The 24,057-nt window shown below is 60.8% G+C and carries 24 protein-coding genes; 15 read left to right on the forward strand and 9 right to left on the reverse strand.

Annotated elements, in window-relative coordinates:
* Window positions 1–20: 20 nt before the first annotated feature.
* On the forward strand, window positions 21–611 hold the full coding sequence (locus tag J3P93_RS10755) for an NUDIX domain-containing protein (RefSeq protein ID WP_434597230.1): 591 nt from the start codon (window positions 21–23) through the stop codon (window positions 609–611).
* A gap of 1 nt (window position 612) precedes the next feature.
* Here J3P93_RS10755 and J3P93_RS10760 read toward each other — a convergent pair whose 3' ends face one another.
* On the reverse strand, window positions 613–1,128 hold the full coding sequence (locus J3P93_RS10760; RefSeq protein ID WP_434597232.1) for a methylated-DNA--[protein]-cysteine S-methyltransferase: 516 nt from the start codon (window positions 1,126–1,128) through the stop codon (window positions 613–615).
* 149 nt (window positions 1,129–1,277) lie between these two features.
* Between J3P93_RS10760 and ggt the strand changes: the two genes are divergently transcribed.
* Both ggt and J3P93_RS10770 read left to right on the forward strand, forming a co-directional pair.
* Window positions 1,278–3,005 (forward strand): gamma-glutamyltransferase, encoded by a 1,728-nt coding sequence (ggt, locus tag J3P93_RS10765; protein WP_434597234.1) that lies wholly within the window; start codon window positions 1,278–1,280, stop codon window positions 3,003–3,005.
* 66 nt (window positions 3,006–3,071) lie between these two features.
* Window positions 3,072–3,608, forward strand: coding sequence for a cysteine hydrolase family protein (locus tag J3P93_RS10770; RefSeq protein WP_434597236.1), 537 nt, complete (start codon window positions 3,072–3,074; stop codon window positions 3,606–3,608).
* 870 nt (window positions 3,609–4,478) lie between these two features.
* Here J3P93_RS10770 and J3P93_RS10775 read toward each other — a convergent pair.
* Window positions 4,479–4,781, reverse strand: coding sequence for a DUF7693 family protein (locus J3P93_RS10775; RefSeq protein WP_434597238.1), 303 nt, complete (start codon window positions 4,779–4,781; stop codon window positions 4,479–4,481).
* A gap of 154 nt (window positions 4,782–4,935) precedes the next feature.
* Here J3P93_RS10775 and J3P93_RS10780 point away from each other — a divergent pair, with 154 nt between their 5' ends.
* The gene (locus J3P93_RS10780; protein ID WP_434597241.1) at window positions 4,936–6,381 is read left to right on the forward strand and encodes a SulP family inorganic anion transporter; all 1,446 of its coding nucleotides are present in this window, start codon (window positions 4,936–4,938) and stop codon (window positions 6,379–6,381) included.
* Here the strand turns inward: J3P93_RS10780 and J3P93_RS10785 are convergent.
* Complete coding sequence (locus tag J3P93_RS10785; RefSeq protein ID WP_434597243.1) at window positions 6,349–8,580, reverse strand: response regulator; 2,232 nt, start codon at window positions 8,578–8,580, stop codon at window positions 6,349–6,351. The two genes, J3P93_RS10780 and J3P93_RS10785, sit on opposite strands and share 33 nt — an antisense overlap.
* 190 nt (window positions 8,581–8,770) lie before the next feature.
* On the reverse strand, window positions 8,771–9,289 hold the full coding sequence (locus tag J3P93_RS10790) for a carboxymuconolactone decarboxylase family protein (protein ID WP_434597246.1): 519 nt from the start codon (window positions 9,287–9,289) through the stop codon (window positions 8,771–8,773).
* Between the two features lie 275 nt (window positions 9,290–9,564).
* Between J3P93_RS10790 and J3P93_RS10795 the strand changes: the two genes are divergently transcribed.
* Window positions 9,565–10,392, forward strand: a complete 828-nt coding sequence (locus J3P93_RS10795) for a cupin domain-containing protein (protein WP_434597248.1) — start codon at window positions 9,565–9,567, stop codon at window positions 10,390–10,392.
* Here the strand turns inward: J3P93_RS10795 and J3P93_RS10800 are convergent.
* Window positions 10,385–11,278 carry a DMT family transporter gene (locus J3P93_RS10800; RefSeq protein WP_434597250.1) on the reverse strand — a complete coding sequence of 298 codons (894 nt, stop codon included), beginning with the start codon at window positions 11,276–11,278 and terminating at the stop codon, window positions 10,385–10,387. The two genes, J3P93_RS10795 and J3P93_RS10800, sit on opposite strands and share 8 nt — an antisense overlap.
* Before the next feature lie 91 nt (window positions 11,279–11,369).
* Between J3P93_RS10800 and J3P93_RS10805 the strand changes: the two genes are divergently transcribed.
* Complete coding sequence (locus J3P93_RS10805; RefSeq protein ID WP_434597252.1) at window positions 11,370–12,701, forward strand: PLP-dependent aminotransferase family protein; 1,332 nt, start codon at window positions 11,370–11,372, stop codon at window positions 12,699–12,701.
* Window positions 12,702–12,752: 51 nt separating this feature from the next.
* A complete protein-coding gene (locus J3P93_RS10810) occupies window positions 12,753–13,139 on the forward strand; it encodes a c-type cytochrome (protein ID WP_434597255.1) in 387 nt (128 codons plus the stop codon).
* Between the two features lie 54 nt (window positions 13,140–13,193).
* On the opposite strand, the gene J3P93_RS10815 is transcribed toward J3P93_RS10810, so the two are convergent.
* Together J3P93_RS10815 and J3P93_RS10820 are read right to left on the reverse strand one after the other, a co-directional pair.
* Entirely contained in the window at window positions 13,194–14,837 is a 1,644-nt protein-coding gene (locus tag J3P93_RS10815; protein ID WP_434597256.1) for a sensor domain-containing diguanylate cyclase, read from the reverse strand.
* Between the two features lie 137 nt (window positions 14,838–14,974).
* Window positions 14,975–15,535 carry a chorismate mutase gene (locus tag J3P93_RS10820; RefSeq protein WP_434597258.1) on the reverse strand — a complete coding sequence of 187 codons (561 nt, stop codon included), beginning with the start codon at window positions 15,533–15,535 and terminating at the stop codon, window positions 14,975–14,977.
* Window positions 15,536–15,735: 200 nt separating this feature from the next.
* On the opposite strand from J3P93_RS10820, the gene J3P93_RS10825 reads away from it, so the two are divergent.
* The 4 genes from J3P93_RS10825 (at window position 15,736) to J3P93_RS10840 (ending at window position 19,575) form a co-directional block, all read left to right on the forward strand.
* Entirely contained in the window at window positions 15,736–17,091 is a 1,356-nt protein-coding gene (locus J3P93_RS10825) for an MATE family efflux transporter (protein WP_434597260.1), read from the forward strand.
* Window positions 17,092–17,182: 91 nt separating this feature from the next.
* Window positions 17,183–18,193 (forward strand): acyltransferase family protein, encoded by a 1,011-nt coding sequence (locus J3P93_RS10830; RefSeq protein WP_434597262.1) that lies wholly within the window; start codon window positions 17,183–17,185, stop codon window positions 18,191–18,193.
* A 62-nt stretch (window positions 18,194–18,255) separates the two neighbouring features.
* A complete protein-coding gene (locus J3P93_RS10835; RefSeq protein ID WP_434597264.1) occupies window positions 18,256–18,813 on the forward strand; it encodes a YceI family protein in 558 nt (185 codons plus the stop codon).
* 75 nt (window positions 18,814–18,888) lie between these two features.
* A complete protein-coding gene (locus J3P93_RS10840; RefSeq protein WP_434597266.1) occupies window positions 18,889–19,575 on the forward strand; it encodes a GNAT family N-acetyltransferase in 687 nt (228 codons plus the stop codon).
* Window positions 19,576–19,724: 149 nt separating this feature from the next.
* Here J3P93_RS10840 and J3P93_RS10845 read toward each other — a convergent pair whose 3' ends face one another.
* Window positions 19,725–20,165 (reverse strand): hotdog fold domain-containing protein, encoded by a 441-nt coding sequence (locus J3P93_RS10845; RefSeq protein ID WP_434597268.1) that lies wholly within the window; start codon window positions 20,163–20,165, stop codon window positions 19,725–19,727.
* Between the two features lie 162 nt (window positions 20,166–20,327).
* Between J3P93_RS10845 and J3P93_RS10850 the strand changes: the two genes are divergently transcribed.
* On the forward strand, window positions 20,328–20,960 hold the full coding sequence (locus tag J3P93_RS10850) for a TetR/AcrR family transcriptional regulator (RefSeq protein ID WP_434597270.1): 633 nt from the start codon (window positions 20,328–20,330) through the stop codon (window positions 20,958–20,960).
* A gap of 188 nt (window positions 20,961–21,148) precedes the next feature.
* Here J3P93_RS10850 and J3P93_RS10855 read toward each other — a convergent pair whose 3' ends face one another.
* Window positions 21,149–22,090: a class I SAM-dependent methyltransferase gene (locus J3P93_RS10855; protein WP_434597272.1), complete on the reverse strand. Its 942-nt coding sequence runs from the start codon at window positions 22,088–22,090 to the stop codon at window positions 21,149–21,151.
* A gap of 198 nt (window positions 22,091–22,288) precedes the next feature.
* Here J3P93_RS10855 and J3P93_RS10860 point away from each other — a divergent pair, with 198 nt between their 5' ends.
* From J3P93_RS10860 to J3P93_RS10870, 3 genes are all read left to right on the forward strand, one after another.
* Entirely contained in the window at window positions 22,289–22,702 is a 414-nt protein-coding gene (locus J3P93_RS10860; protein ID WP_434597274.1) for a response regulator, read from the forward strand.
* Window positions 22,703–22,759: 57 nt separating this feature from the next.
* The gene (locus J3P93_RS10865) at window positions 22,760–23,428 is read left to right on the forward strand and encodes an HAD-IA family hydrolase (RefSeq protein WP_434597276.1); all 669 of its coding nucleotides are present in this window, start codon (window positions 22,760–22,762) and stop codon (window positions 23,426–23,428) included.
* A gap of 87 nt (window positions 23,429–23,515) precedes the next feature.
* Window positions 23,516–23,926 carry an SRPBCC family protein gene (locus J3P93_RS10870; protein ID WP_434597278.1) on the forward strand — a complete coding sequence of 137 codons (411 nt, stop codon included), beginning with the start codon at window positions 23,516–23,518 and terminating at the stop codon, window positions 23,924–23,926.
* Window positions 23,927–24,057 lie beyond the last annotated feature (131 nt).

Here is a 24,057-nt window from a genome sequence, read left to right on the forward strand (position 1 = left end):
TGACTAAAGGATCAGGCGTCATGTCCAACACAGCCGAGCGGGTCAATATCGTCGACACTCAGGTGTTGTCCCATGACTGGTATTTGTTGAAGAAAATCACCTTCGACTATCACCGCAACAATGGCGAATGGCAGCGTCAGACTCGCGAAGTCTACGATCGCGGTAACGGCGCGGCGATTCTGCTGTTCAACCGCGATAAACGCACGGTGGTGCTGACCCGGCAGTTCCGCTTGCCGGTGTTCGTCAACGGCCATGACGGTTTACTGATCGAGGTGGCAGCCGGGCTGCTCGAAGGCGCGGCGCCAGAACAGCGCATTCGCGACGAAGCCGAGGAAGAAACCGGTTATCGCGTGCACGATGTAAAGAAGGTGTTCGAGGCTTACATGAGCCCGGGGTCGGTGACGGAAAAGCTTCACTTTTTCATCGCCGAATACGACGCGACCTCGAAGGTCAGCGACGGTGGCGGGCTGGAGGAAGAAACCGAGGAGCTGGAAGTGCTGGAATGGACGTTCGACGAAGCGCTGGCGGCGTTTCAGCGCGGTGAGATCTGCGATGCCAAGACCATCATGCTGTTGCAGTACGCGGCGATGAATAATCTGTTCGGTGCTTGAGTCAGAACAGTTCGCCGGTTTTGCCAATGAACGACCACTGGCCACCCTCAAGGGTCAGCAGCCGCTCTTTTGCTTCAAGCCCGCCGGCGAAACCGGTCAGCTTCCCCGACGCGCCAATCACCCGATGGCATGGCGCGACGATGGAAATCGGGTTGCGCCCGTTCGCCGCGCCCACGGCTCGCACGGCAGTGGGATTGCCGATCTGCTCGGCGATCTGGCGGTAGGTGCGGGTTTCGCCGAACGGAATGGTCAGTAGCGCCGCCCAGACTTGTTTTTGGAAAGGCGTGCCAGTGAAGTCGAGTTCTAGCTCGAAGCGTTCGCGGGTACCGGAAAAATATTCTTCCAGTTGCCGCGCAGCGTTTTGCAGGACCGGATTGCCCGGTGCCTCGCTCATCGGCCCGAGGCGTACCCGGTTCGGTTTGTCGTTTTCCCAGAGGATGGCCGCCAGTCGCGAGTCGTTCGCCACCAGCTTCAACTCGCCGACCGGCGAGGGCAGGGTGATGAATGTGTAAGGCATCAGTGTAACCCCGCTGGAAAGTGTGGACAGCGTCCAGCATAGCGGCGGAACACAGAGGCGCAATACGTAAAGCCGACCATACTGCTGATTGCGCTTGAAACGCTGCACGTGGTTTGCGCCGTCCCCTAAAACAAAAAAGAGATCGACACATGAAGTACGAACCTTTGACCAGGTCGCTGATTACGACGTCCCTGGCACTCAGCTGTCTCATGGCTCACGCGGCGTCGGTGGCGCCGGTCGCCGCAGAAAACGGCATGGTGGTCACCGCACAACATCTGGCCACGCATGTCGGCGTCGATGTGCTGAAAAGCGGCGGCAATGCCGTCGATGCGGCGGTCGCGGTGGGCTATGCGCTGGCGGTGGTGTATCCCGCGGCAGGTAACCTCGGTGGTGGCGGTTTCATGACCATTCAATTGGCGGACGGACGTAAGACCTTTCTTGATTTCCGTGAGAAAGCGCCGCTGGCGGCAACGGCGAACATGTACCTGGACAAGGACGGCAACGTCATTCCGGAGCTGAGTACCCGCGGTCATCTGGCGGTAGGCGTGCCCGGGACCGTGTCGGGCATGGAGCTGGCACTGAGCAAGTACGGGACCCAATCGCGCAAGGACATGATCGCCCCGGCGATCAAACTGGCCGAAGACGGTTTCGCCCTGGAGCAGGGCGATGTCGAGCTGCTGGAGTACGCCACCGACGTGTTCAAAAAGGACATGCGTGATTCCGGATCGATTTTCCTGCACAACGGCGAACCGATGCAGGTCGGGCAAAAACTGGTGCAGAAGGACCTCGGCAAAACCCTGCGCAGCATTTCCGAAAAAGGCGCAGACGGCTTCTACAAAGGCTGGGTCGCGGATGCGATTGTGACCTCCAGTCAAGCCAACAAAGGCATCATCACTCAGGCCGACCTCGACAAATACAAGACCCGTGAACTGGCTCCCGTGGAATGCGATTATCGCGGTTATCACGTGGTCTCGGCACCGCCGCCGAGCTCCGGTGGTGTGGTGATCTGCCAGATCATGAACATTCTCGAAGGCTATCCGATGAAGGATCTGGGCTTCCATTCCGCCCAGGGCATGCATTACCAGATCGAGGCGATGCGCCACGCTTACGTGGATCGCAACAGCTATCTCGGCGATCCGGATTTCGTCAAAAACCCGATCGAGCACCTGCTGGACAAGAACTACGCGACCAAACTGCGCGACGCGATCCAGCCGCAGAAGGCTGGCGTATCGGCCGAACTGAAACCCGGCGTCGCGCCACATGAGGGCAGCAACACCACGCATTACTCGATCGTCGACAAGTGGGGCAATGCGGTGTCGGTCACCTACACCCTCAACGACTGGTTCGGCGCGGGCGTGATGGCGAGCAAGACCGGGGTGATCCTCAACGACGAAATGGACGACTTCACTTCCAAGGTCGGCGTACCGAACATGTACGGTCTGGTGCAGGGCGAAGCAAACGCCATCGCGCCGGGCAAGGCGCCGTTGTCATCGATGAGTCCGACCATTGTCACCAAGGACGGCAAAGTGGTGATGGTAGTCGGCACGCCGGGCGGCAGCCGGATCATTACGGCGACTTTGCTGACCATGCTCAACGTCATCGACTACGGCATGGGCTTGCAGGAAGCCGTCGACGCGCCGCGTTTCCACCAACAGTGGATGCCCGAAGAAACCAACCTCGAAGACTTCGCCGCCAGCCCCGATACGAAAAAGTTACTCGAGAGCTGGGGCCACAAATTCGCCGGCCCGCAGGACCCTAACCACATCGCTGCGATTCTGGTCGGCGCACCGACGCTGGGCGGCAAACCGGTGGGCAAGAACCGCTTTTACGGTGCCAACGATCCACGGCGCAATACCGGCTTGTCATTGGGCTATTGAGCGGAGTAAAAAAGGGGCGGGCTCAGGTCCGCCCCATTCTCAAGGACTGATCAAGGAAGGCTCGACATGACCACCGCATTACTGATCATCGACGTCCAGCAGGTTCTGTGTGCTGGTGAATATCAGTGTTTTGAAATCGACCGCGTGATCGCTACGATCAATGATCTGAGCCGCCGCGCTCGAGAAGCCGGGGTTCCGGTGGTGCTGATTCAACATGAAGAAAAGGACGGTGCGTTCGCTCACGGTGCTGACGGTTGGCAACTCGCCAACGATCTGCAGACTTCGACGAAAGATCTGCGCGTTGGCAAAACCACCGGGGACTCCTTTTACCAGACCGATCTCGGCAAGCTGTTGCCCAGCGAAGATTTCGAACGCCTGGTGATCTGCGGCCTGCAGACCGATTACTGCGTCAACGCCACCGTGCGCCGCGCCCATGAACTGGGCTATGACGTGGTCGTCGCGCACGATGCGCATTCGACCGTGGACAACGGCACGATGAGCGCCGAAGACATCATTGCCGAACACAACAAGGACTTCGCCGCCCTCACCAGCTCCGTGGCGCGGACCGATGTCAAGCCAGCGGCAACCATCCAGTTTCAATAACACCCCAAACCTGTAGGAGTGAGCCTGCTCGCGATAGCGTCAGCCCAGCCAAAACATCAGTGCCTGACACACCGCCATCGCCAGCAGGCTGGCTCCCACATTGGTCCTGCGTTAACCCAGCCCCTGAGCCCACCACAAAACCTGTAGGAGTGAGCCTGCTCGCGATGGCGCCAGCCCGGCCAAAACATCAGTGCCTGACACACCGCCATCGCCAGCAGGCTGGCTCCCACAGTGGTTCTGCGTTGCCCTCAAACTCGAGCCCACCACAAAACCTGTGGGAGCGAGCCTGCTCGCGATAGCGTCAGCCCAGCCAAAACATCAGTGTCTGACACACCGCCATCGCCAGCAGGCTGGCTCCCACATTGGTCCTGTGTTAACCCAGCCCCTGAGCCCACCACAAAACCTGTGGGAGCGAGCCTGCTCGCGAAGGCGCCAGCCCGGCCAAATCACCAACAACTGACACACCGCCATCGCCAGCAGGCTGGCTCCCACATTGGTCCTGCGTTAACCCAGCCCCTGAGCCCACCACAAAACCTGTAGGAGTGAGCCTGCTCGCGATAGCGTCAGCCCAGCCAAAGCATCAGTGCCTGACACACCGCCATCGCCAGCAGGCTGGCTCCCACATTGGTCCTGCGTTAACCCAGCCCCTGAGCCCACCACAAAGCCTGTAGGAGTGAGCCTGCTCGCGATAGCGTCAGCCCAGCCAAAGCATCAGTGCCTGACACACCGCCATCGCCAGCAGGCTGGCTCCCACATTGGTCCTGCGTTAACCCAGCCCCTGAGCCCACCACAAAACCTGTAGGAGTGAGCCTGCTCGCGATGGCGTCCGCCCAGCCAGAACATCAGCGCCTGACACACCACTGCCGCCGATTAACGATCCGTCAGCAACAACCGTTCAACCTGCGCCAGTTCCCAGGTACTGAGCAGACTCACCGGATCCGTGCCATAACGCTGCCACGACTCGAGTGCGCCCTCATGGCCTTCGGGACTGCAGGCGTATTCACAGTGATGCAATCGTTGACCGGCAAAATCCAGCAGCAGGCGCCAGCCTTCGATATCGACCGTGACCAGGCCAGTCGCATCAGGTCCTGCGCAGACCTTGAACGTCAGGACGCCCAGCGCCGCTTCACGAAGACGCTGACAAACCTCGCGGGCGGTCAATGATGACGACATGTCGAGCTCAACCAAAAAATGAGGCGCCAGCATAAGGCGCGGCTCGACACCTGTCAGCGATCACTGGCCCGACGCGGAACAATTACGTAACATTCGCCCCCCTCTTTTTCCGAACACCTGCGGTCGCCGCGTCGGCCGCTCAGTCAGGTAAGCCATGAAACCGATTCGTCTGCGCGCCGATGTCCTGGCCGGACTCACCACCTCGTTTGCCCTGTTGCCCGAATGCATTGCGTTCGCGCTGGTGGCGCACCTCAATCCGCTGATGGGCCTGTATGGCGCGTTCATCATTTGTACGCTGACGGCCCTGTTCGGCGGGCGCCCGGGCATGGTGTCCGGGGCCGCAGGCTCAATGGCCGTGGTGATCGTCGCCCTGGTGGTGCAGCACGGTGTGCAATATCTGCTGGCGACGGTGCTGCTCTGCGGTCTGATCATGATGGCGTTCGGGCTGCTGCGCCTGGGCAAACTGGTGCGCATGGTCCCGCACCCGGTGATGCTCGGGTTCGTCAACGGGCTGGCGATCATCATTGCCTTGGCGCAACTGGAGCATTTCAAGAGCGGTGAAGACTGGCTCAGCGGCACGCCGTTGTACCTGATGACCGGTCTGGTGCTGCTGACCATGGCCATTGTCTACATCCTGCCGCGCCTGACCCGTGCGGTGCCGCCGGCGCTGGTGGCGATCCTCGGTGTCGGCCTGCTGGTCTATCTGTTTGGCCTGCCGACCCGCACCCTCGGCGACATGGCGCACATTGCCGGCGGCTTGCCGACCTTTGCGCTGCCGGATATTCCGTGGAATCTCGAGACCCTCGGCATCATTGCGCCTTACGCAATCCTGATGGCGCTGGTCGGTCTGCTGGAAACCCTGCTGACCCTCAACCTCACCGACGAAATCACCGAAACCCGCGGCTACCCGGACCGCGAGTGCGTGGCGCTTGGCGCGGCGAACATGGTCTCGGGCGCATTCGGCGGCATGGGCGGTTGTGCGATGATCGGCCAGACCGTGATCAACCTCAGTTCCGGCGGGCGCGGGCGTTTGTCCGGGGTGGTCGCGGGCGTGCTGATCCTGTTGTTCATCCTGTTCCTGTCGCCGCTGATCGAGCGGATTCCGCTAGCAGCACTGGTCGGCGTGATGTTCGTGGTATCGCAGCAGACCTTTGCCTGGGCGTCGTTGCGAGTGATCAACAAAGTGCCGTTCAACGATGTGCTGGTGATCATCGCCGTGACCACTATCACCGTGTTCACCGATCTGGCCACCGCCGTACTCTGCGGCATCGTCATTGCCGCGCTCAACTTTGCCTGGCAGCAGGCGCGCGAACTGTACGCCGACGAGCATCTGGAAGCCGACGGCAGCAAGCTCTATCGCCTGCATGGCACGTTGTTCTTCGCCTCGACCACGCCGTTTCTCAACCAGTTCGACCCGACCAATGACCCGGACCGAGTGACGCTGGATTGCCGGCATCTGAGCTTCGTCGATTACTCAGCGATCGCCGCGCTGAAAACCTTGCGTGAACGCTACGCCAAGGCCGGCAAGCATTTGCAGGTGTTTCATCTGTCGGAGCGCTGCAAGAAGTTACTCAAGCGTGCCGGCGTCGATCACGACTGAGGCTGCGCCGGACGCGTCCTTGAGCCAGGTCTTGCCGAGAATGCGCGAGACCTGATCGGCGGAGTAGGGCTTGGCGATGAACTCGAACCCTTCGTAACCGCTGCGCGCCAGTTCTTCGCTGTAGCCGGAGGTCAGAATCACCGGCAGATCCGGGCGGCGCCGGCGCAGCTCTTTGGCTAGAGCGACGCCGGTGATGCCCGGCATCACCACGTCGGAAAACACCGCATCGAAGGCCATGGCGTCGGTACCTGCCAGTTGCAGGGCTTCTTCGGCGTTGGTCGCCCAAACCGTCTCGTAGCCCAAGTCCTGCAGAATCTGATTGGCAAAGCGGCCGACATCAAGATTGTCCTCAACCACCAGCACCCGGCGCTTTTCGTGCAGCGGCTCTGCATCGTCATCATCCGCTGCGTCGTTGCACTCCACTTCGCTGGCAGGCACCTGTGGCAGGTACAGGGTGAACTCCGAACCTTCACCGAGCACGCTGGACACATCGACGTTGCCGCCCGATTGTTTGGCAAAGCCGAATACCTGCGACAAGCCCAACCCGGTGCCTTTGCCAACGTCCTTGGTGGTGAAGAACGGTTCGAAGATGTGTTCAAGGGTCTTTGCATCGATGCCGGGACCACTGTCCGCCAAAGCGATCGACACGAATTGCCCGCCGGAGCTGGCGTGGCCGCGAATCGCTGGGAGTGGCTTGTTGCATTCCAGTCGCAGTTTCAACAGCCCCTGACCGTTCATGGCATCGCGTGCGTTTAACGCAATGTTGATCAGCGCGGTCTCGAACTGACTCAGGTCGACGCGGATATAGCAGGGATGATCGGGCCGTTCGACGAACACATGAATTTGCGCACCGGTCACCGATTCGAGCATTTCGCCAATATTTTCCAGACGCTCGCCGGCATCGACCACCTGTGGATTGAGCGGCTGGCGGCGGGCAAAGGCGAGCAACTGGCTGGTCAGCTTGGAGGCACGCTCGACCGTATCCGACACCGCGCGCATATAGCGCTGCCGGCGCTCTTCGGAAAGGTTGGGCTGGCGCAGAAAATCCACCGACGAGCGAATGATCGTCAGCAGATTATTGAAGTCATGCGCGACGCCGCCGGTGAGCTGGCCGATGGCTTCGAGTTTTTGCGATTGGCGCAACGCTGATTCCGCATGGGCCAGGCGCAGGCTGCGCTCCTCGACCCGCTGCTCAAGTGTCGCGTTGAGTTCGGCCAGCGCGTTGAGGCCTTCGCGCACGCTGGCATCGGCGCGCACTCGCTCGATGTGCGCCCAGCAACGTTCGGTGACTTCGCTCAACAGCGCCTGTTCGAATTCCGACCAGATCCGCGGCGCCTTGTCGTGGATGGCCATCAGGGCAGTCAGGCGACCTTGCTTGATCAGCGGCACGCAAATGGTCGCGGTGATGCCGATCGCCTGGAACGTTGCCGATTCTTCCGGCGGCAATTCGCTGCGGTTGTCGTGAATGACCAGCGGTTTGCCGGCACGCAACAGCGTCACGGCTTTTTCGCCGAAGTCGCGCAATCGATAGTGGCCGACAATGCTCGGCGAGCCCGGCGCCGCATAGTCGCCGCGAATGGTGAAACCGTCTTCGTCGGCATCCATGTCGGCGTAGGCGCAATTGGACAGATGCAATTGCTCGACCATCAAGCGCGTGCTGGCCGCCAGAATGTCCTGCGCGTCAGTGGCGTTGGTCACCGCCTTGCCGATCGCATCGAGGACCGCCAGGCGCTGGTTGAGGTAAACGGTTTGAGTGGTTTCGGTGACGGTGTCGATCATGCCGACCACGTTGCCTCGGGAATCGCGAATCGGGCTGTAGCAGAAGGTGAAGTAGGCCTGTTCGGGACCGCGGCCACGCTCGATCATCAAGGCGAAGTTTTCAATGTAGGTGGCTCGCCCGGCATAAGCCGCATCGGCGATGGGGCTGATCTCGCTCCAGGCTTCTTTCCAGATATCGCTGAACGGCCGGCCCAGCGCATTCGGCTTGTCGCCGAGAATCGGCGCAAACGCGTCGTTGTACAGGGTGATCAGTTCCGGGCCCCAGATGATCGCCTGGGGGAAGTGCGAGGCAAGACTGAGCGAGACCTTGGTCTTGAGCACATCGGGCCAGTGTTCAAACGGACCGAGCGGGCTGTTTGCCCAATCGTGCCGTCGAATCTGCTCGGCCATCGCGCCGTGGTCCTGTAACCAGTCTTTCATGGGGATCGTGTCTATCCTGACGTCAGCATGTGAAGAAGACCCTTGTGCCGGAGTTTGGTTTCAGCGCACCTGTGCGGTGTTGGCGCGCGGGTGGGGCGCGGCCTTCGCGCATCATGGCACGATGCATTGGACAAAACGATTTGTGGCGAGGGTTTCGCGCCCTCGCCACAGTGTTTTTGCCAACGGGTTATCACACTTCGATGGCGGGGAAATCGATGTCGGTCAGCGCGGTGTTGTTCAGGTAGTTGGTCAGGGTCTGCACCGCCACCAGCGCGATCACTTCAATTATTTTCACGTCATCGATACCGGCGGCGCGGGCGGCAGCGATCTGCTCGTCATTAAGGTGCCCACGGGTTTCGACCAGTTGCCGGGCGAGGGCGGCGTAGGCGTTAAGTTCACCGTGACGGGCGGCGACGATGTCCTCGGTCGACAGTCCAGCCTTGCCAGCGAACAGGGTGTGCGCCGCCAGGCAATAGTCGCAACCGTTGACCTGCGAAGTGGCGAGGTACACCGCTTCTTTTTGCTGAGCGCTCAGGGAAGTCTTGCCGAGAATGGCCGACGCCTGCACATACGTGTCGAGGGCAACCGGCGCCTTGGCCAGTGTGGAGAACAGATTCGGCAGGAAGCCGATTTTCTTTTTCACGCCTTCCAGCACAGGGCGGGTGGCATCGGTGGCGGTGTCGAGGCTGATAGCGTTGATGCGGCTCATGGTGATTCTCCGAAGTACCGGTGCAGAGTGCGCCGGGGATGGAGGCCATGTTATTGAACGTGACTGGTGCTTTGGCGGCAAATCGTCGAGGATATGCTGCAGATCGTCCAGATAAGCGCTTGGTGAAAGATTTATCGACCGGGCGGGCGCCTTCGCGAGCAGGCTCGCTCCCACAGGATTATGCATTTCAAGGTGGGAGCGAGCCTGCTCGCGAAAGTCTCGACGCGGAGCGAGCGTTGCAACACCACAAGCAGCCAACAAAACCGGAGTCGCCCATGGATCGCCTGTCAACCTTGCTCAGCCATTTCGGCGTGAATGCCGGCACATTTCACAGCGGTGCGTTTTGTGGCGTCAGCGTGCATGAGGACGAGCCGGTCGGCCATGTTCATCTATTGCAGACGGGCGAGTTGCTGTTGCAGCCGGGTCGTGATCGCGAGATGCGGCTGACTGAGCCATCGCTGATCTTTTTCCCGCGCCCCTTCACTCATCGCATGTTTGCCGACGAAGCCATGGACACCCGGCTAGTCTGTGCATCGCTGACCTTCGACGGCGGCTCCGGCAATGCCCTGGCGGCGGCGCTGCCGGATTATCTGGTGCTGAAGCTGACGGACGTTCCCGAACTGGGCAACACACTCGAATGGTTGTTCAAGGAAGCCTTCGAAGGCCATTGCGGGCGCATGGCGGTGATGGATCGGTTGTTCGAATTGCTGGTGATTCTGCTGTTGCGCCACTTGATCAGCAGCCGAGAAGAACAACCGGGGATGATCGCCGGGCTCGCCGATCCGCGCTTGTCGCGTGCTCTGAACCTGATGCATGAGCAACCGCACAAACCCTGGAGCGTGGCCGAGCTGGCGTCGGTCGCCAACCTGTCCCGCGCCGGTTTTGCCGAGCAGTTTCGCCGTGTGGTCGGGCAGACGCCGGCCGATTATCTGCTGAGCTGGCGGGTCAGTCTGGCGCAGAAACGCCTGCGCGAGGGCCGGCCGATTGCGCTGATCGCCGAGGAAGTCGGTTACGAAAGTCCTTCGGCGCTGGCTCGGGCGTTTCGCCGCAAGACCGGGCTCAGCCCTCGTGAATGGAAGGCTGGCGCCCTGAGCATCATTTAGCGAATTTCTTCGCCCCGGCTACGCACAGAATCACCCCCAACGTTACCGCCAGCATGCCGAGGCTGACCTGTTCGTGCAGCAGTGTCGCCGCCAGGGCCAGTCCGAAAAACGGTTGCAGCAATTGCAACTGGCCGACCGCTGCGATCCCGCCCTGAGCCAGGCCGCGATACCAGAATACAAAGCCGATCAGCATGCTGAACAGCGACACATAACCCAGGCTCAGCCACGCAGGCAGACTGATGGTAGCGAACGAGGCGGGCGCCAGCCACACACTGGCAATCGCCATCAGCGGCAACGACAGTACCAGCGCCCAGCAAATCACCTGCCAGCCACCGAGGCTGCGTGACAGCTTCGCGCCTTCGGCGTAACCGAGGCCGCAGGCGAGAATGGCCGCGAGCATCAACAGGTCACCCGTGGGCGAGGCAGTCAGACCTTGCGCCAGGGCAAAACCAACCACCAGCGCACTGCCAAGAATCGAAAACAGCCAGAACACCGGACGCGGCCGCTCGCCGCCGCGCAGTACACCAAAAATCGCCGTGGCCAGCGGCAGCAATCCGACAAACACAATCGAATGCGCCGACGTGACGTGTTGCAGCGCCAACGCGGTCAGCAGCGGAAAACCCAGCACCACGCCGAGCGCGACAATCAGCAGCGGCAGCCATTGATTGCGCGCCGGCCGTGGTTGGCGAAACAGCCCCAGCAGGATCACAGCCAGCAGTCCGGCAATAGCCGCGCGCAGCACTGTCAGAAACACCGGATCGAACTCCAGCACCGCCAGGCGTGTGGCCGGCAGCGAGCCGCTGAAGATCAGCACGCCGATGAAACCATTGATCCAGCCACTGGTTTTTTCCAGTGCCGGGTTGGGCAGGTTTGCAGTCCGATCCATACGAATTCACGCTCGACAAGTGAGTTGCGTTGCGCCGATGCTAGGGCTGAGAATCAGCACAATCAAAAAATTGTCATGGATACACCTCGACATGCCGCGCTCCCGTTATAAAACCCTGGTCGACGCCTACGCTGCGGACATCCGTTCGGGGCGCCTGGCACCGGGCACACGCTTACCGACTCACCGGCAATTGGCGACGCAGGAAGGGCTGGCGCTGGTTACGGCATCGCGTGTCTACGCCGAGCTGGAGGCCATGGGCCTGGTCAGCGGCGAAACCGGACGCGGCACGTTTGTCCGTGAAACTTCACTGACGCCGGGCCAGGGCATCGATCAGAAAGACGTCGCGGTCGGCATGATCGACCTCAATTTCAACTACCCGTCATTGCCCGGGCAGGCGGAGCTATTGCGCACCGCGCTGCGCCAATTGGCCTTGTCGGGTGACCTTGAAGCGCTGTTGCGCTACCAGCCCCACGCCGGTCGCGCCCACGAGCGCGCATCCGTTGCCCGGCATTTGCTGAGCCGCGGCGTCGAGGTAACGGCCGAGCAAGTGCTGATCGTCAACGGCGCCCAGCAGGGGCTGGCAGTGACGCTGATGGCGTTGCTCAAGCCCGGCGACGTGATCGCCGCCGACGCATTGACCTATTCCGGCTTCAAAGTCCTGGCTGAAGCGCTGCATTTGGAGATTGTCGCGATCCCGTCCGGCGCTCAGGGGCCGGATCTCGACGCCCTGGAAAAGCTCTGTCGCCATCGCGCCGTGCGTGCCGTGTACTGCATGCCGACACTGCACAATCCGCTGGGCTGGGTGACACCGTTGGCGCAACGCGAGCAATTGGTGGCGATCGCCCGGCGGTATGATCTGACACTGATCGAGGACGCGGCCTACGCATTTCTGGTGGAAAACCCACCACGCGCGCTGATTGATCTGGCGCCGGAGCGCACGGTTTACGTCTCGGGCCTGTCGAAAAATATCGCCACGGGCCTGCGCGTTGGCTTCATCGCCGCACCGCTCGAGCGGGTGCCAGCGCTGGAACGGGTGATCCGTGCCACGACCTGGAACACGCCGGGCGTGATGACCGCCATTGCCTGCGGCTGGCTCGACGACGGCACCGTGACGCTGCTTGAAGAGCAGAAACGCAACGACGCCATGGCGCGACAAGCGTTGGCCGCCGACGTGCTCAAAGGTCTGCATTGTATTGGCCATCCGGCTTCGTATTTCCTCTGGCTACCGCTGCCGGAAGACGTGCGCGCCGACCAGATCGTCGTCGAATTGATGCGCGAGCAGATTTCGGTCACCAGCGCCGAGCCGTTCGCCGTGGCGAGCCATGTACCGCACGCGATTCGCCTGGCACTGGGCTCGGTAGATATCGATGTACTGCGTCAGGCGCTGAGGAAAATCCGCCAGATCCTCGGCGCTTATCTATAAACACAAAATGCTAACCTTGCGCCGCCCGTTGAAATGGAACCGGAACTTGCGATGAACAACACTGCTGCATTGACCCTCGCGCTGCTGCTCGGCACTGGCCTGCTCAGTCCTCTCACGCAGGCCGCAGGCGACCCCGAAGCCGGCGCAAAAATCTTCCCGCGCCTGTGCGGTGGTTGCCACCAGGTCGGCGAATCGGCCCGTCCCGGATTCGGCCCGCAACTCAATGGCATCCTCGGTCGACCGGCCGGGACCTCCGCGAACTATGTGTATTCTGACGCGATGAAAAACTCAGGTCTGACCTGGGACCGCGACACGCTGATTGCCTACCTCAAAGACCCGAAAGGCGTGGTGCCCGGCACGCGGATGATTTTCTGGGGACTGAGTGACGAGGAGAAGCTGGATAATCTGCTGGCGTATCTGCAGACGTTTTCGCAGTAAGTTCTGCGGAAATTTCCAGCTACAACGCCGAAGCAATATCTGCGCAACGCCTGCTCAAGCCACCCGATTGCGACCGTTCGCCTTGGCCTGATATAGCTGCTGGTCTGCACGTTTGAGCAGCGCGGCATGGCTGTTGTCGGCCGGGTCGGCCAGGCCGATGCCGATGCTCACCGTGACCTGCTCGATGCCGGGGAAATCTGCGCTGGCGATGGCCGCGCGGATCTTTTCGGCGACCACTTCGGGTGTATCGGGGGTTGCGATTTCCGGCAGCAGCACGGCGAACTCTTCACCACCGTAACGAGCGATGAAGTCGGTGGTGCGCACACTGGCCTGAATCAGTTGCGCCAATTGTTGCAGCACGGCATCGCCCATGGCGTGACCATGCGTGTCATTGATGTGCTTGAAGTGGTCGGCGTCGATCAGCAGCAGCGAGAACGGCCGACCGGTGCGGCGAAACAGCAGGGTGTACTCGGTGAGTTTTTCGTCGAAACGACGACGGTTATAAACGCCGGTCAAGGCGTCGTGGGTGGCCAGACTCAGCAGTTCGGCATTGGCCTGGGTCAGCGCCGCGGTGCGCTGTGCGACGGTGGCTTCCAGTGAAGCATTGGCTTGTTGCAGTTCGCGCTCCTTGGCCAGCAGCGACTGGGTCATGGCCTCGATCGACTGGCCGAGCTGGGCGATTTCCTGCACCGGGTGTTGCAGGGCAAATTGCACACCGGTCTGTTTGTTCTGCACTTGCCGGGCCGAGTGCGCGAGCTGCTCGATCGGCCGGCTCAGATACAGCGCCAGATAGTAGGCTACCAGACCAAAAATCACCGCCGCGAACACGCCGAGAATCAGCAATTTGTAAAACAGCAGGCGTGCCGGTTGCAGTGCGGTTTGCAATGGCTGACGCACCGCAATCGACCAGGTCAGTGCCGTGCTGGAGGGCGTCGGCACGCTGACCGTGCTGGTCAGAAAACCGTTGCTCGCCGTCCAGCCTTGCAACTCCTCGTCAGCCGTCGCCACTTGCTGGCCAGCCAGTGCTTCCGGGTAAAGAACCTTACCATCGTGATCGATGATCAACGCTTCGATGTCCGGCGCAGAATGTTTATGCGCGAACGCCGCCGACTCGACCATGCGGGTCACCCAGCTCCAGTGCGCATGCGCGCCCAGCACGCCGATCACCCGGCCTTCGGCGTTATGGATCGGCGCGGCAAAATCGATGAAGCGCAGCGGCTCGCCGTTGGGCAAACCGGGCAACATTTTCGCCAGCAGCACGGCTTCATGCGGGTCACCGGTGTACTCACCGTCCAGCCCGGCCCGGAACCAAGGCCGTTGCTGCACTGACTGGCCGACCAGCAAACCGCCCACCGCTTGACGCACCTTGCCCTCGGCGTCAGTGACGCCCATCCACGCATACTCGGCGCGGGCCTCGGTGCGCAATTGCATCGATTTGAGGATTGCGGGATTGTCGAGATCGCCGCGTTCCAGATGCGGCGCACGGCTGAGCAGATAAACCTCCAACTGGCGTTCGCGCAGTTGTTCGCCCAACAAGGACGCCGCTGCGCGCGCGGTATTGAGCAGCGCATTGCCGCTGGCTTGCTTCATCTGCTCGGTGGCGATGTGGCCGACATAGAAGCCCACGCTCAACAGTGTCAGCAAAGACAAACCGGCGAACCAGAGGGTGAGGTGGCTACGCAGACTGGCTTTGAGCATGGCAGGCAGGGTCTGTTCTGATTTTTGTCGGCGAATGGTATGCGCAATGGGCGGCGGGGGCCAGTCGCGTGTGGATGCCCCGCGGCAGTTTCAGCTTGGCTTGCCTGTGCTTTTGCAAGAGCTGCGTACGCGATTGATTACGGCGCTATCGGGCGAATGCACAGCTCACCGGTTGCACGGGTCAGTGCCAGATCATGCAGCGCATCCTGAGTCAGGCCTTTGCGTGCATTGGCCAGCCATTTTGGGCAGTCGGCGTCATGGCGATACGACGCAAAGTCGGCGTACTGCTGCAACAGCCGCGTTTGCAACTCATCAAGGCGTGGACGAATCTGCTTGCCCAGATCAGGACGCGGCGTGTCCGGCGCGGCGCCGGCGGCCTGCCACTGCGCGAGCAGACCGTACTGCACCAGCTTGTTCGCCTCCATTTGCGCGGCGAGCAATTGCGCAACGTCCTCCGGATTGAGTTGCCGTTCTGCGGCCAGCGTTCGCGCATTGGCGATGACCTGCGCTTCACGCGGGCTGTCCTGGATCGGCTTGCCGCTGTCCCATTTGGTCAACGCCACGAGGTCGCCGATGCTCAGGCGTTCGTTCAGCGTCTGCACCAACGGCTTCAAGGTTTCGGCGGGCGCGGCGGCTTGAACGGTAGTGGCGAGCAGGGTGAGAAGGGTAGCGGTCAGCAAATTGGCAACGTGCGGCATGAACAGACCTCAAGCAGAAAAATGGGCGTGGGTGTTGTTTACCACAGCCCGTGGCACGCTACCTACTGCCGTCAGCGATTGTTTAGCCAATGTTTGAACCGCTGATAAACAGCGAACGGAAATGTTAATTGCACACCGCTCGCAACTCATCGAAGCTATCCTCCACCAACCCTCCCGCCGTAGAGATGGACCTCCCCTCAATGCAAGTCGCCGACCACCGCCCGCTCTGGCAAACCTATCTGCTGTTCCTTGCGCCGATGGTGCTGTCGAATTTTCTGCAATCGATGTCGGGCACGGTCAACAGCATCTATATCGGCCAGATGCTCGGCACCCAGGCACTGGCGGCGGTGTCGGGGATGTTTCCGGTGGTGTTCTTTTTCATTGCGTTGGTGATCGGCCTCGGCGCAGGGGCGGGTGTGCTGATCGGTCAGGCTTGGGGCGCGCGGGAACCGCACATGGTCAAGGCCATTGCGGGCGCGACGCTGTTGCTGGGCGTATTGATCGGTTTGCTCGCGGCGGTGCTCGGCAGCGTGTTTGCGCGACAGGCGCTGACCGGGCTGGGAACGCCGGCGGATGTGCTGGACGATGCGGTGGCGTACGCCCATGTGATGCTGTGGATTCTGCCGTCGCTGCTGGTGTTCGTGCTGTTTACGCAATTGCTGCGCGGGGTCAGCGATACGCTCTCCCCGCTGCTGGCGCTGATGGTCTCGACCTGCGTCGGGCTGGCGCTGACGCCGGCACTGATTCGCGGCTGGTTCGGCTTGCCGCAACTGGGTATTCAAAGCGCGGCCTATGCCGGGCTGGCCGGTAACCTGTCGGCGATGGCCTGGCTGGCGTGGCGCTTGATTCGCAAGGGGCATCCGCTGGCGCCGGACCGGGAGTTTTTTGCTGCCCTGCGACTCGACGGGGCGATTCTCGGCAAGGTGCTGCGCATTGGTCTGCCGACCGGCGTGCAGATGATCGTGCTGTCGCTGTCGGAGCTGGTAATTCTGGCACTGGTCAACCAGCACGGCTCGCAAGCAACCGCGGCTTATGGCGCGGTGACGCAGATCGTCAACTACGTGCAGTTTCCGGCGTTGTCGATCGCGATCACCGCATCGATTCTTGGCGCGCAGGCCATTGGTGCCGGACGGCTGGAACGCATGGGCCCGATCCTGCGCACGGGCCTTGTGATCAACGTGTGCCTGACCGGTGGCTTGATCGTTCTCGGCTATCTGCTATCGCACTGGTTGCTCGGGCTGTTCCTTACCGACGACTCGACCCGGGCGATGGCCGAGCATCTGCTGCACATCATGTTGTGGAGCCTGTTGGTGTTCGGCTTCCAGGCGATCATCGGCGGCATCATGCGCGCCAGCGGCACGGTGCTGGTGCCGGTCGTCATTGCAATTATCTGTGTGGTTGGCGTGCAACTGCCGGCGGCGTATTGGCTCGACGGCCAGTTTGGTTTGCAGGGCGTGTGGATGGCGTTTCCGGTGGCCTATCTGGGCATGCTGGTGCTGCAAACGCTGTATTACAAACTGGTCTGGCGGCATCAGAAGATCGAGCGGTTGGTGTAGAACCGAAGCCGGCGAATGCAGATTTTGCTGTTTTTATGGCCGACCGCGTCGTAGCTTACGCGCCATAACAATAAGGATATTCGAGGTGTAAGTGGGGGCGTTTCGTCTGCTGTTGGCCGTATTGGTCGCTGTGTCTCATATGGGCAAAACCTTCGCCGGGCTCAATCCGGGCGTCGTTGCCGTTATTTCCTTCCTGATCATCAGCGGGTTCGTAATGAGCTCGCTGATCGAGCGCAATTATCGCTCGCTCGGAGACGTCGGTCTGTTCTACCTCGACAGAGCGTTGCGGCTGTATCCACAGTTTCTGTTCTATTTCATCGCTTCCTGTCTGGTGATCCACTTCTTGCTACCCGGCACGCCTCAGGCGGCTGAGCTCACGTTGAAAACCATCCTGAGCAGCGTGCTGATGCTACCGCTGGGTTTTTACATGTTCGGTATCGGCGGTACCGAGATCGTGCCGCCCGCCTGGTCGCTGGGGCTGGAGATGAGTTTCTACCTGGTCATTCCAGTCCTGCTGATCTTGCGGATGCGGGGAGTGGCATTCGCAGTGTCTGTCGGCATATTCCTGTTGGCCTGCCTTGGTTACATCAATACCGATATCTATGGCTATCGGTTGCTGCCCGGCGTTTTGTTCATGTTCCTGTGTGGCAGTTATCTTTACCAACCCAACGTCAAAGGTTCGCTGCTGATTGCCAGTACGGCGGTGGCGGCGGGGTTGTTGTTTATCGCGATCATGATCGGATGGGTCGAGCGTCGCCCGTTCAACGCCGAAGTCACACTGGGCATCGCGGTGGGCATTCCCGTGGTTTTTTGGCTGAGCAGACTCAAGTTCCACCGGGTCGATGAGTTCCTTGGCAATATCAGCTACGGCGTATTTCTCAATCATTTTGTCGTCATGTACGTGCTGCGCGGCTTCTGGCCGGTGGCGTACGATGCCAGCGTTGTCGGCGCTGTGCTGCTGTTGTCTTTGCTGTGCAGCGGCGTGACGTATTACTGCGTCGAACGCCCGGCGCTCAGATTGCGCCACCGGTTACGCCGGCGCGCGAAGCAGGGCGGTGCAGACTCGCGTGAAAGCGCGACTACTGAGGTCGAGTTGGCGTAACGACCGGTTGTTTGCTTAAGTCAATCGAGGCGCCCTGATAGCGAGCCCAGCCTGGAGAAGTCATGTCGATCCGATTGCTGCTGGCTGCCGCGTTTTGCCTGTGCGCCACGACCGCTGTGCAGGCGCTCGAATACAACCGGGTCAACACCACCGCCAGCCAGATCAGCTTTACCTACAAGCAAATGGGCGCGCCGATGTATGGCACCTTTGGCAAGTTCGAGGCGGTGCTGGATTTCGACAGCACCCGCCTCGATGGCGCCCGGACTACGCTGCATATCGACCTCACCAGCATCGACGCCGGCAGTGAAGACGCCAACACCGAACTGGTGAAACCGGCGTGGTTCGATACTGCAAAATTTCCCGTAGCGGTGTTTCAGTCGACGCGCTTCACCGAAGTGGCCGAGCATCGCTATCTGGTCGACGGCCAGCTCACGCTCAAAGGCATGACGCGCGCTGTGCAGGTGCCTGTGGAGTTGAAACCGGGCAGTGGCATCGGTGTGTTCGACGGCGAGATGATCCTCAAGCGCGACGAGTTCGGCCTTGGCGCGGGTGAGTGGGCGGACTCGGTGGTGTCCAGAGAGATCGCGATCAAATTCAAGGTCGTCGCGCCGCAGCAGTGACGGTGAGCTGCCATCAGCAGATTCTGTCGATCCACAAGGTATGATGTCGCGGTTTTCCGCCGGAGTTCGCCTGTCATGCCACGCATCACCCACTACAAGACCCCATGCCCCGAAGGCGTCAACAGTCAGATTCTGCAAATGGTCGTCGACTACCTGACCGACATCAGCGCCGTCGGCCTTGGTCCGAGCAACCTGCTCTACAACGTCTATCAGTACGCGGTGGGTTATGAGGTGCATCTGTATCTCGAGGCGTTGAACGCCGAGAAGGGCACCGAAGTGGAGTTGCTGGTGGCGACTGACGAGGACGACCCGGAGCAGGTGATCGGCTTTCTTCTGTACCTGCCGGTGCAGGGCGACTGGGAAGCGTGCAGCGTCGCCTACATGGCCGTGCGCGAAGGACATCGGCGCCAGGGTGTGGCGCGGGCAATGATCGGCGAGATGGTCGGGCGCTACCCGCATGCCGAACTGACGTGCAGCGTTGGCAAAGTCCCGTATTCCGAGGCGCTGGGTTTCGAGGTGATCGGCTCGCGCGAAACCCAGGTATTGATGAGCACCCGGCACTACCGCAGCAACGGCCTGCGCGGATTTATCGACACCACCCCGATTTATCGCTCACTCGAGGTGCAGCAGATTCATACCTACCTGCTGCAGAAAAACGGCAAGCGCGCCATGCTCGACGCCGAGAAACAGCGTGACCGGCATCTGGATCAGACGACCCGGCATACCGAGGAATTCGTCCGCCAGCGACTGACGTTGCACTGAGTTAGCCGGAGTATCCCCCGTGACGCAATGGACGCGGAGCGTCCGGGGCTGCATTCCCACGCGGAGCGTGGGAACGATCAGGTCGGCAGCCAACCGGGATCGGCGCCCTTACCTCCGGGTGAGGGCTGGCTCCCGCTAAACCCGGCTATTCAGCCAAGCTTTACATTCATGGTAATCCGCGCCGTGAAGACCTTTTTTCCCTCGGTATCGTGAATATCGACGGTCACCACCTTGTCGCCCTCGCTTTGCCAATCCACGCCTTCAGCGCTGGCCACCGCCGTCACGTCGGTTTTGGCCTTGGCCAGGTATTCCACGGTCATGCCTTTGGGAATCCAGCGTGCGCCGTCGGGAATCGAAACGTCGGTCATCATGCCGCCAGCGAGCTCTGCGGCGTTGCACATGGCAATCGCATGGACCGTGCCGAGGTGGTTGGTGATTTCCTTGCGAAACGGCACTTGAACGGTGGCGGCGTTCGGGCGCAGTTCGCTGATGACCGGGTTGATCGTGCTGAAGTAGGGGGCGAACTGGCAGGCCATTTTGCTGAAGGCATCGGAGCCGACGCTGTTGAACATGCTGAGAGATTGACTCATGGGAAACGCCTCGCGATAAGTGGTCGAGCAGAATTATGTTCCGTTACAGAACAATATTCTGTAACGGAACGGTATTCTGTCTGCGGGAAATCTGTCAACCTGTGCAGGCTTTTTTCCGGGCACCAGCATGTCTTCCCTTTTTACTTTCAGGCTGTGAGCAGCATGGACACCGCAGATCTACTTGAACGCAGTTACCCCGGCCGCCGCGCCGAGCTCAAGCGCGATATCTTTCGCAAGGCGCTGAACCTGTTCAACGAGCAGGGGATCGAGGCCACCACCATCGAGATGATTCGTGCCGAGTGCGACACCAGCGTCGGCGCGATCTATCATCATTTCGGCAACAAGGAAGGCTTGGTCGCGGCGCTGTTTTTCACGGCGCTGGAGGATCAGACGCGGTTACGCGATGAATATCTGGAGGCCGCGCAAAGCACCGAAGAGGGCGTCCAGGCCTTGGTTTTCAGCTATCTCGATTGGGTCGAGCGCCAGCCGCAATGGGCGCGCTTTCAGTATCACGCACGATTTGCCGTGACCAAGGGTCCGTTCAAGGATGAATTGGCCGAGCGCAACAAAACGCGCAATCGGCGCCTGCGCGAATGGCTCGGCGAATCCGGGCGCATGGGTGAACTGCGCGAGTTGCCCTTCGAACTGTTGCCATCGCTGATCATCGGCCAGGCCGACAGCTATTGCCGGGCGTGGCTGGCGGGGCGGGTCAAGGGCAGTCCGATGGAATATCGCCAGGTGCTGGCGCAAGCCGCATGGCGCTCGATTCGAGCCGACTCGCCATTGCCCGATTGAGTTTGCGCAAGGGGGACAATCAATGGACACCCCAGGCTGTTTGCGCGACCCGCCAAATTTCTGAAGCAAAACGCTGACCCTGTGGGAGCGAGCCTGCTCGCGAATGCGCTAGCTCAGTCAACATCGCTGCGACTGATAGAACGCTTTCGCGAGCAGGCTCGCTCCCACAAGGGGACGTCGTCAGGAACTCAGGCGTTGCGCTGGAAAACCAGCGCCTTCAGGCCGCTCTCCGCATCGATGTCCGGAAACTCCGGCGGATTTTCCAGCCGTTGTTCAAAGCGCAACTGCGGCGCTTCCCGCGTCACGCCATCGATCAGAAAATCCGAGCCGAACGCCGGGTCGTTCATGCACGCCAGTACGCTGCCCTGCGCCGTGAGCAATTCCGGCAGGCGCCGCAGCACGCGCTGGTAATCCTTGGTCAGTAGAAAACTGCCTTTCTGAAACGAGGGTGGATCGATGATCACCAGATCGTACGGGCCGCTGTTGATCACCTTGCCCCAGGACTTGAACAGGTCGTGGCCGAGGAAACTGACTTTGCTCAGGTCATGGCCGTTCAGGCGATGATTGTCGCGACCGCGGCTCAGCGCCGCGCGCGACATGTCGAGGTTGACCACATGGCTGGCGCCTCCCGCAATGGCTGCGACTGAGAAACCGCAGGTGTAGGCAAACAGGTTGAGAATGCGTTTGCCGCTGGCCTGTTCGCGCACCCAGTTGCGGCCGTAACGCATGTCGAGAAACAGCCCGGCGTTCTGCTTGCGGCCCAGATCGACGCGATATTGCAAGCCGCCCTCGACGACGGTCATTTCCTCTATCTCTTCGCCGAGCAGCCATTCGGCGGTGCTTTGTGGCAAATAGCGATGCTGAATCAACAAGGTGTGCGCGCCGCACTGTCGCCATTCGTCCCCCGCAATGATTTCGAGCAGCAAGCGCTTCAGACCTTCCAGTTGTTCAGGTGCCGGTTCCTTGAACAGCGACACCAGCACCACGCCTTGCAACCAGTCCACCGTCAACTGCTCCAGCCCCGGCCAGCAGCGCCCGCGCCCATGAAACAGGCGACGGGTTTCGCTAGGGGCGGCGGCAAGTGCCGGCAGCAAATGGGCGTGGAGAGTGGCGAGGGCTTCTGGGGTCATCGGGCAGGATCGGCAAGCAGAATGGGCCGGCATTTTAACCACAATTGCCGGGTTGCGAACGTTGGCCCATAACCGCTGAAAAGCTCGTTGTCGAAAAGTCCTGTATCAAAAGTGAATTTATACAGAGCCCACTGCTCATACCAGTTAAGCAGCGGATCCAAACCGCTAATCGAAATGTAATTCGGGGGAGTGCTGTTCATGTGCCCTACACCTACGTCGAGCGCGCACCTTCCTGGCGGGTTGATTCTGGTAGTGGAAGACGATCCGTTGATTCTGGAGTTTCTTTGCGAAATTCTTCAGGAGGAAGGGTTCAAGGTCGAACCGCAAACCAGCGCTGACGCAGCATCACTGTATCTGGAAAAACATGCAGCAGACGTTGCGCTATTACTGACCGACATCACCATGCCCGGCACGCTCAACGGCGCCGACCTGGCCAATCTGGTCGGTGACCGCTGGCCGGAAAAACCGGTGATGGTCATGTCCGGTTACGAGACCCCGGAAACCTCGGGGGTCAAACATTCGGTGGCGTTCATCAAGAAGCCCTGGGCGATCGGTCAGTTGCTCGACTGCGTGGAAGAGGCATTCAACTCCAAGGCCCCGCAGCTGCACTGACAGATGCTACATTGGCGGGCGAATTTGCCCGCCCCCCCTGTCAGAGGATTTGCCCTTTTGTCTGCTGAGACTTCTGTTTTCGACCGCGCGTTCGCTGCCTTTCTGTTCGACATGGACGGCACCGTGCTCAATTCCATCGCCGCTGCGGAGCGCATCTGGTCGGCCTGGGCGGTACGCCATGGCGTCGATGTCGAAGCATTTTTGCCGACCATCCACGGTGCGCGGGCCATCGATACCATCACGCGTCTGAACTTGCCGGGGGTGGATGCCGAAGCGCAAGCGGCGTTCATTACTGCCGCAGAAATTGATGACGTCGAAGGCATCGTCGAGATTCCCGGCGCCGCTGCGTTTCTCAACAGCCTGCCGGCCGAGCGCTGGGCGATGGTCACTTCGGCACCGCTTGATTTGGCGTTGCGCCGCATGGCCGCCGCCGGCATCGCCGCGCCTGCGGTGCTGATCACAGCGGAGGACGTCAAGGCCGGCAAGCCGGATCCCGCCGGCTATCGCTTGGCGGCGCAACGCCTCGGAGTTGAACCGGGTGATTGCCTGATATTTGAAGACGCAGCAGTGGGCATTCAGGCAGCGGAAGCGGCGGGTGCGCCGTTGATGATCATTACCACGACTCATCAGCATCCGCTGGAAACGGCACATGCGACGATTGCCAGTTATGACGCGATCAGGGTCGGGGTTGATGGTCAGGGGCTGCTTCGGTTGTTGGAGAACTGAAAAACTCTCATCGGATCGCCGCCCGCCTAACCCTCTCCCGGAGGGTGAGGGGCTACAATATTTGAACTGACGAGAGAGACCACTTCCATGGCAACCGCTTCTGCAACCATCGACATCCCGGCCTCGGCCGACCAGGTCTGGCAATTGATCGGCGGCTTCAACACGCTGCCCGACTGGCTGCCGCTCATTACCGAAAGCACCCTGACCGACGGCGGACGGGTGCGCAGCCTGAAAACCGCTGACGGCGGCGTGGTGATCGAGCGCCTGCAAAACTTCGACAACGCCGCCATGACGTACAGCTATTCGATCGAACAGGCACCGTTTCCGGCGACTGATTATCTGGCCACGCTCAAGGTCGAGGCCCAGGGGCAGGGCGCACGAGTGACCTGGTCGGGACGATTTACCGCCGTCGGCGTGAGCGATGAGGAAGTGGTGGCGCTGTTCAACGGCATCTACCAGGGCGGGCTGGACGCATTGCGCGCCAATTACCCGGCCTAGGTCACCACGGACCGATCGTTCCCATGCTCTGCGTGGGAATGCCTCAAGGGACGCTCCGCGTTCCGCCTCTCGAATAGGGACGCGGAGCGTCCCGGGCTGCATTCCCACGCAGAGCGTGGGAACGATCAGCA

Origin of the sequence: Pseudomonas sp. R3-57, from assembly GCF_051132065.1 — a bacterium.
GTDB lineage: Bacteria > Pseudomonadota > Gammaproteobacteria > Pseudomonadales > Pseudomonadaceae > Aquipseudomonas.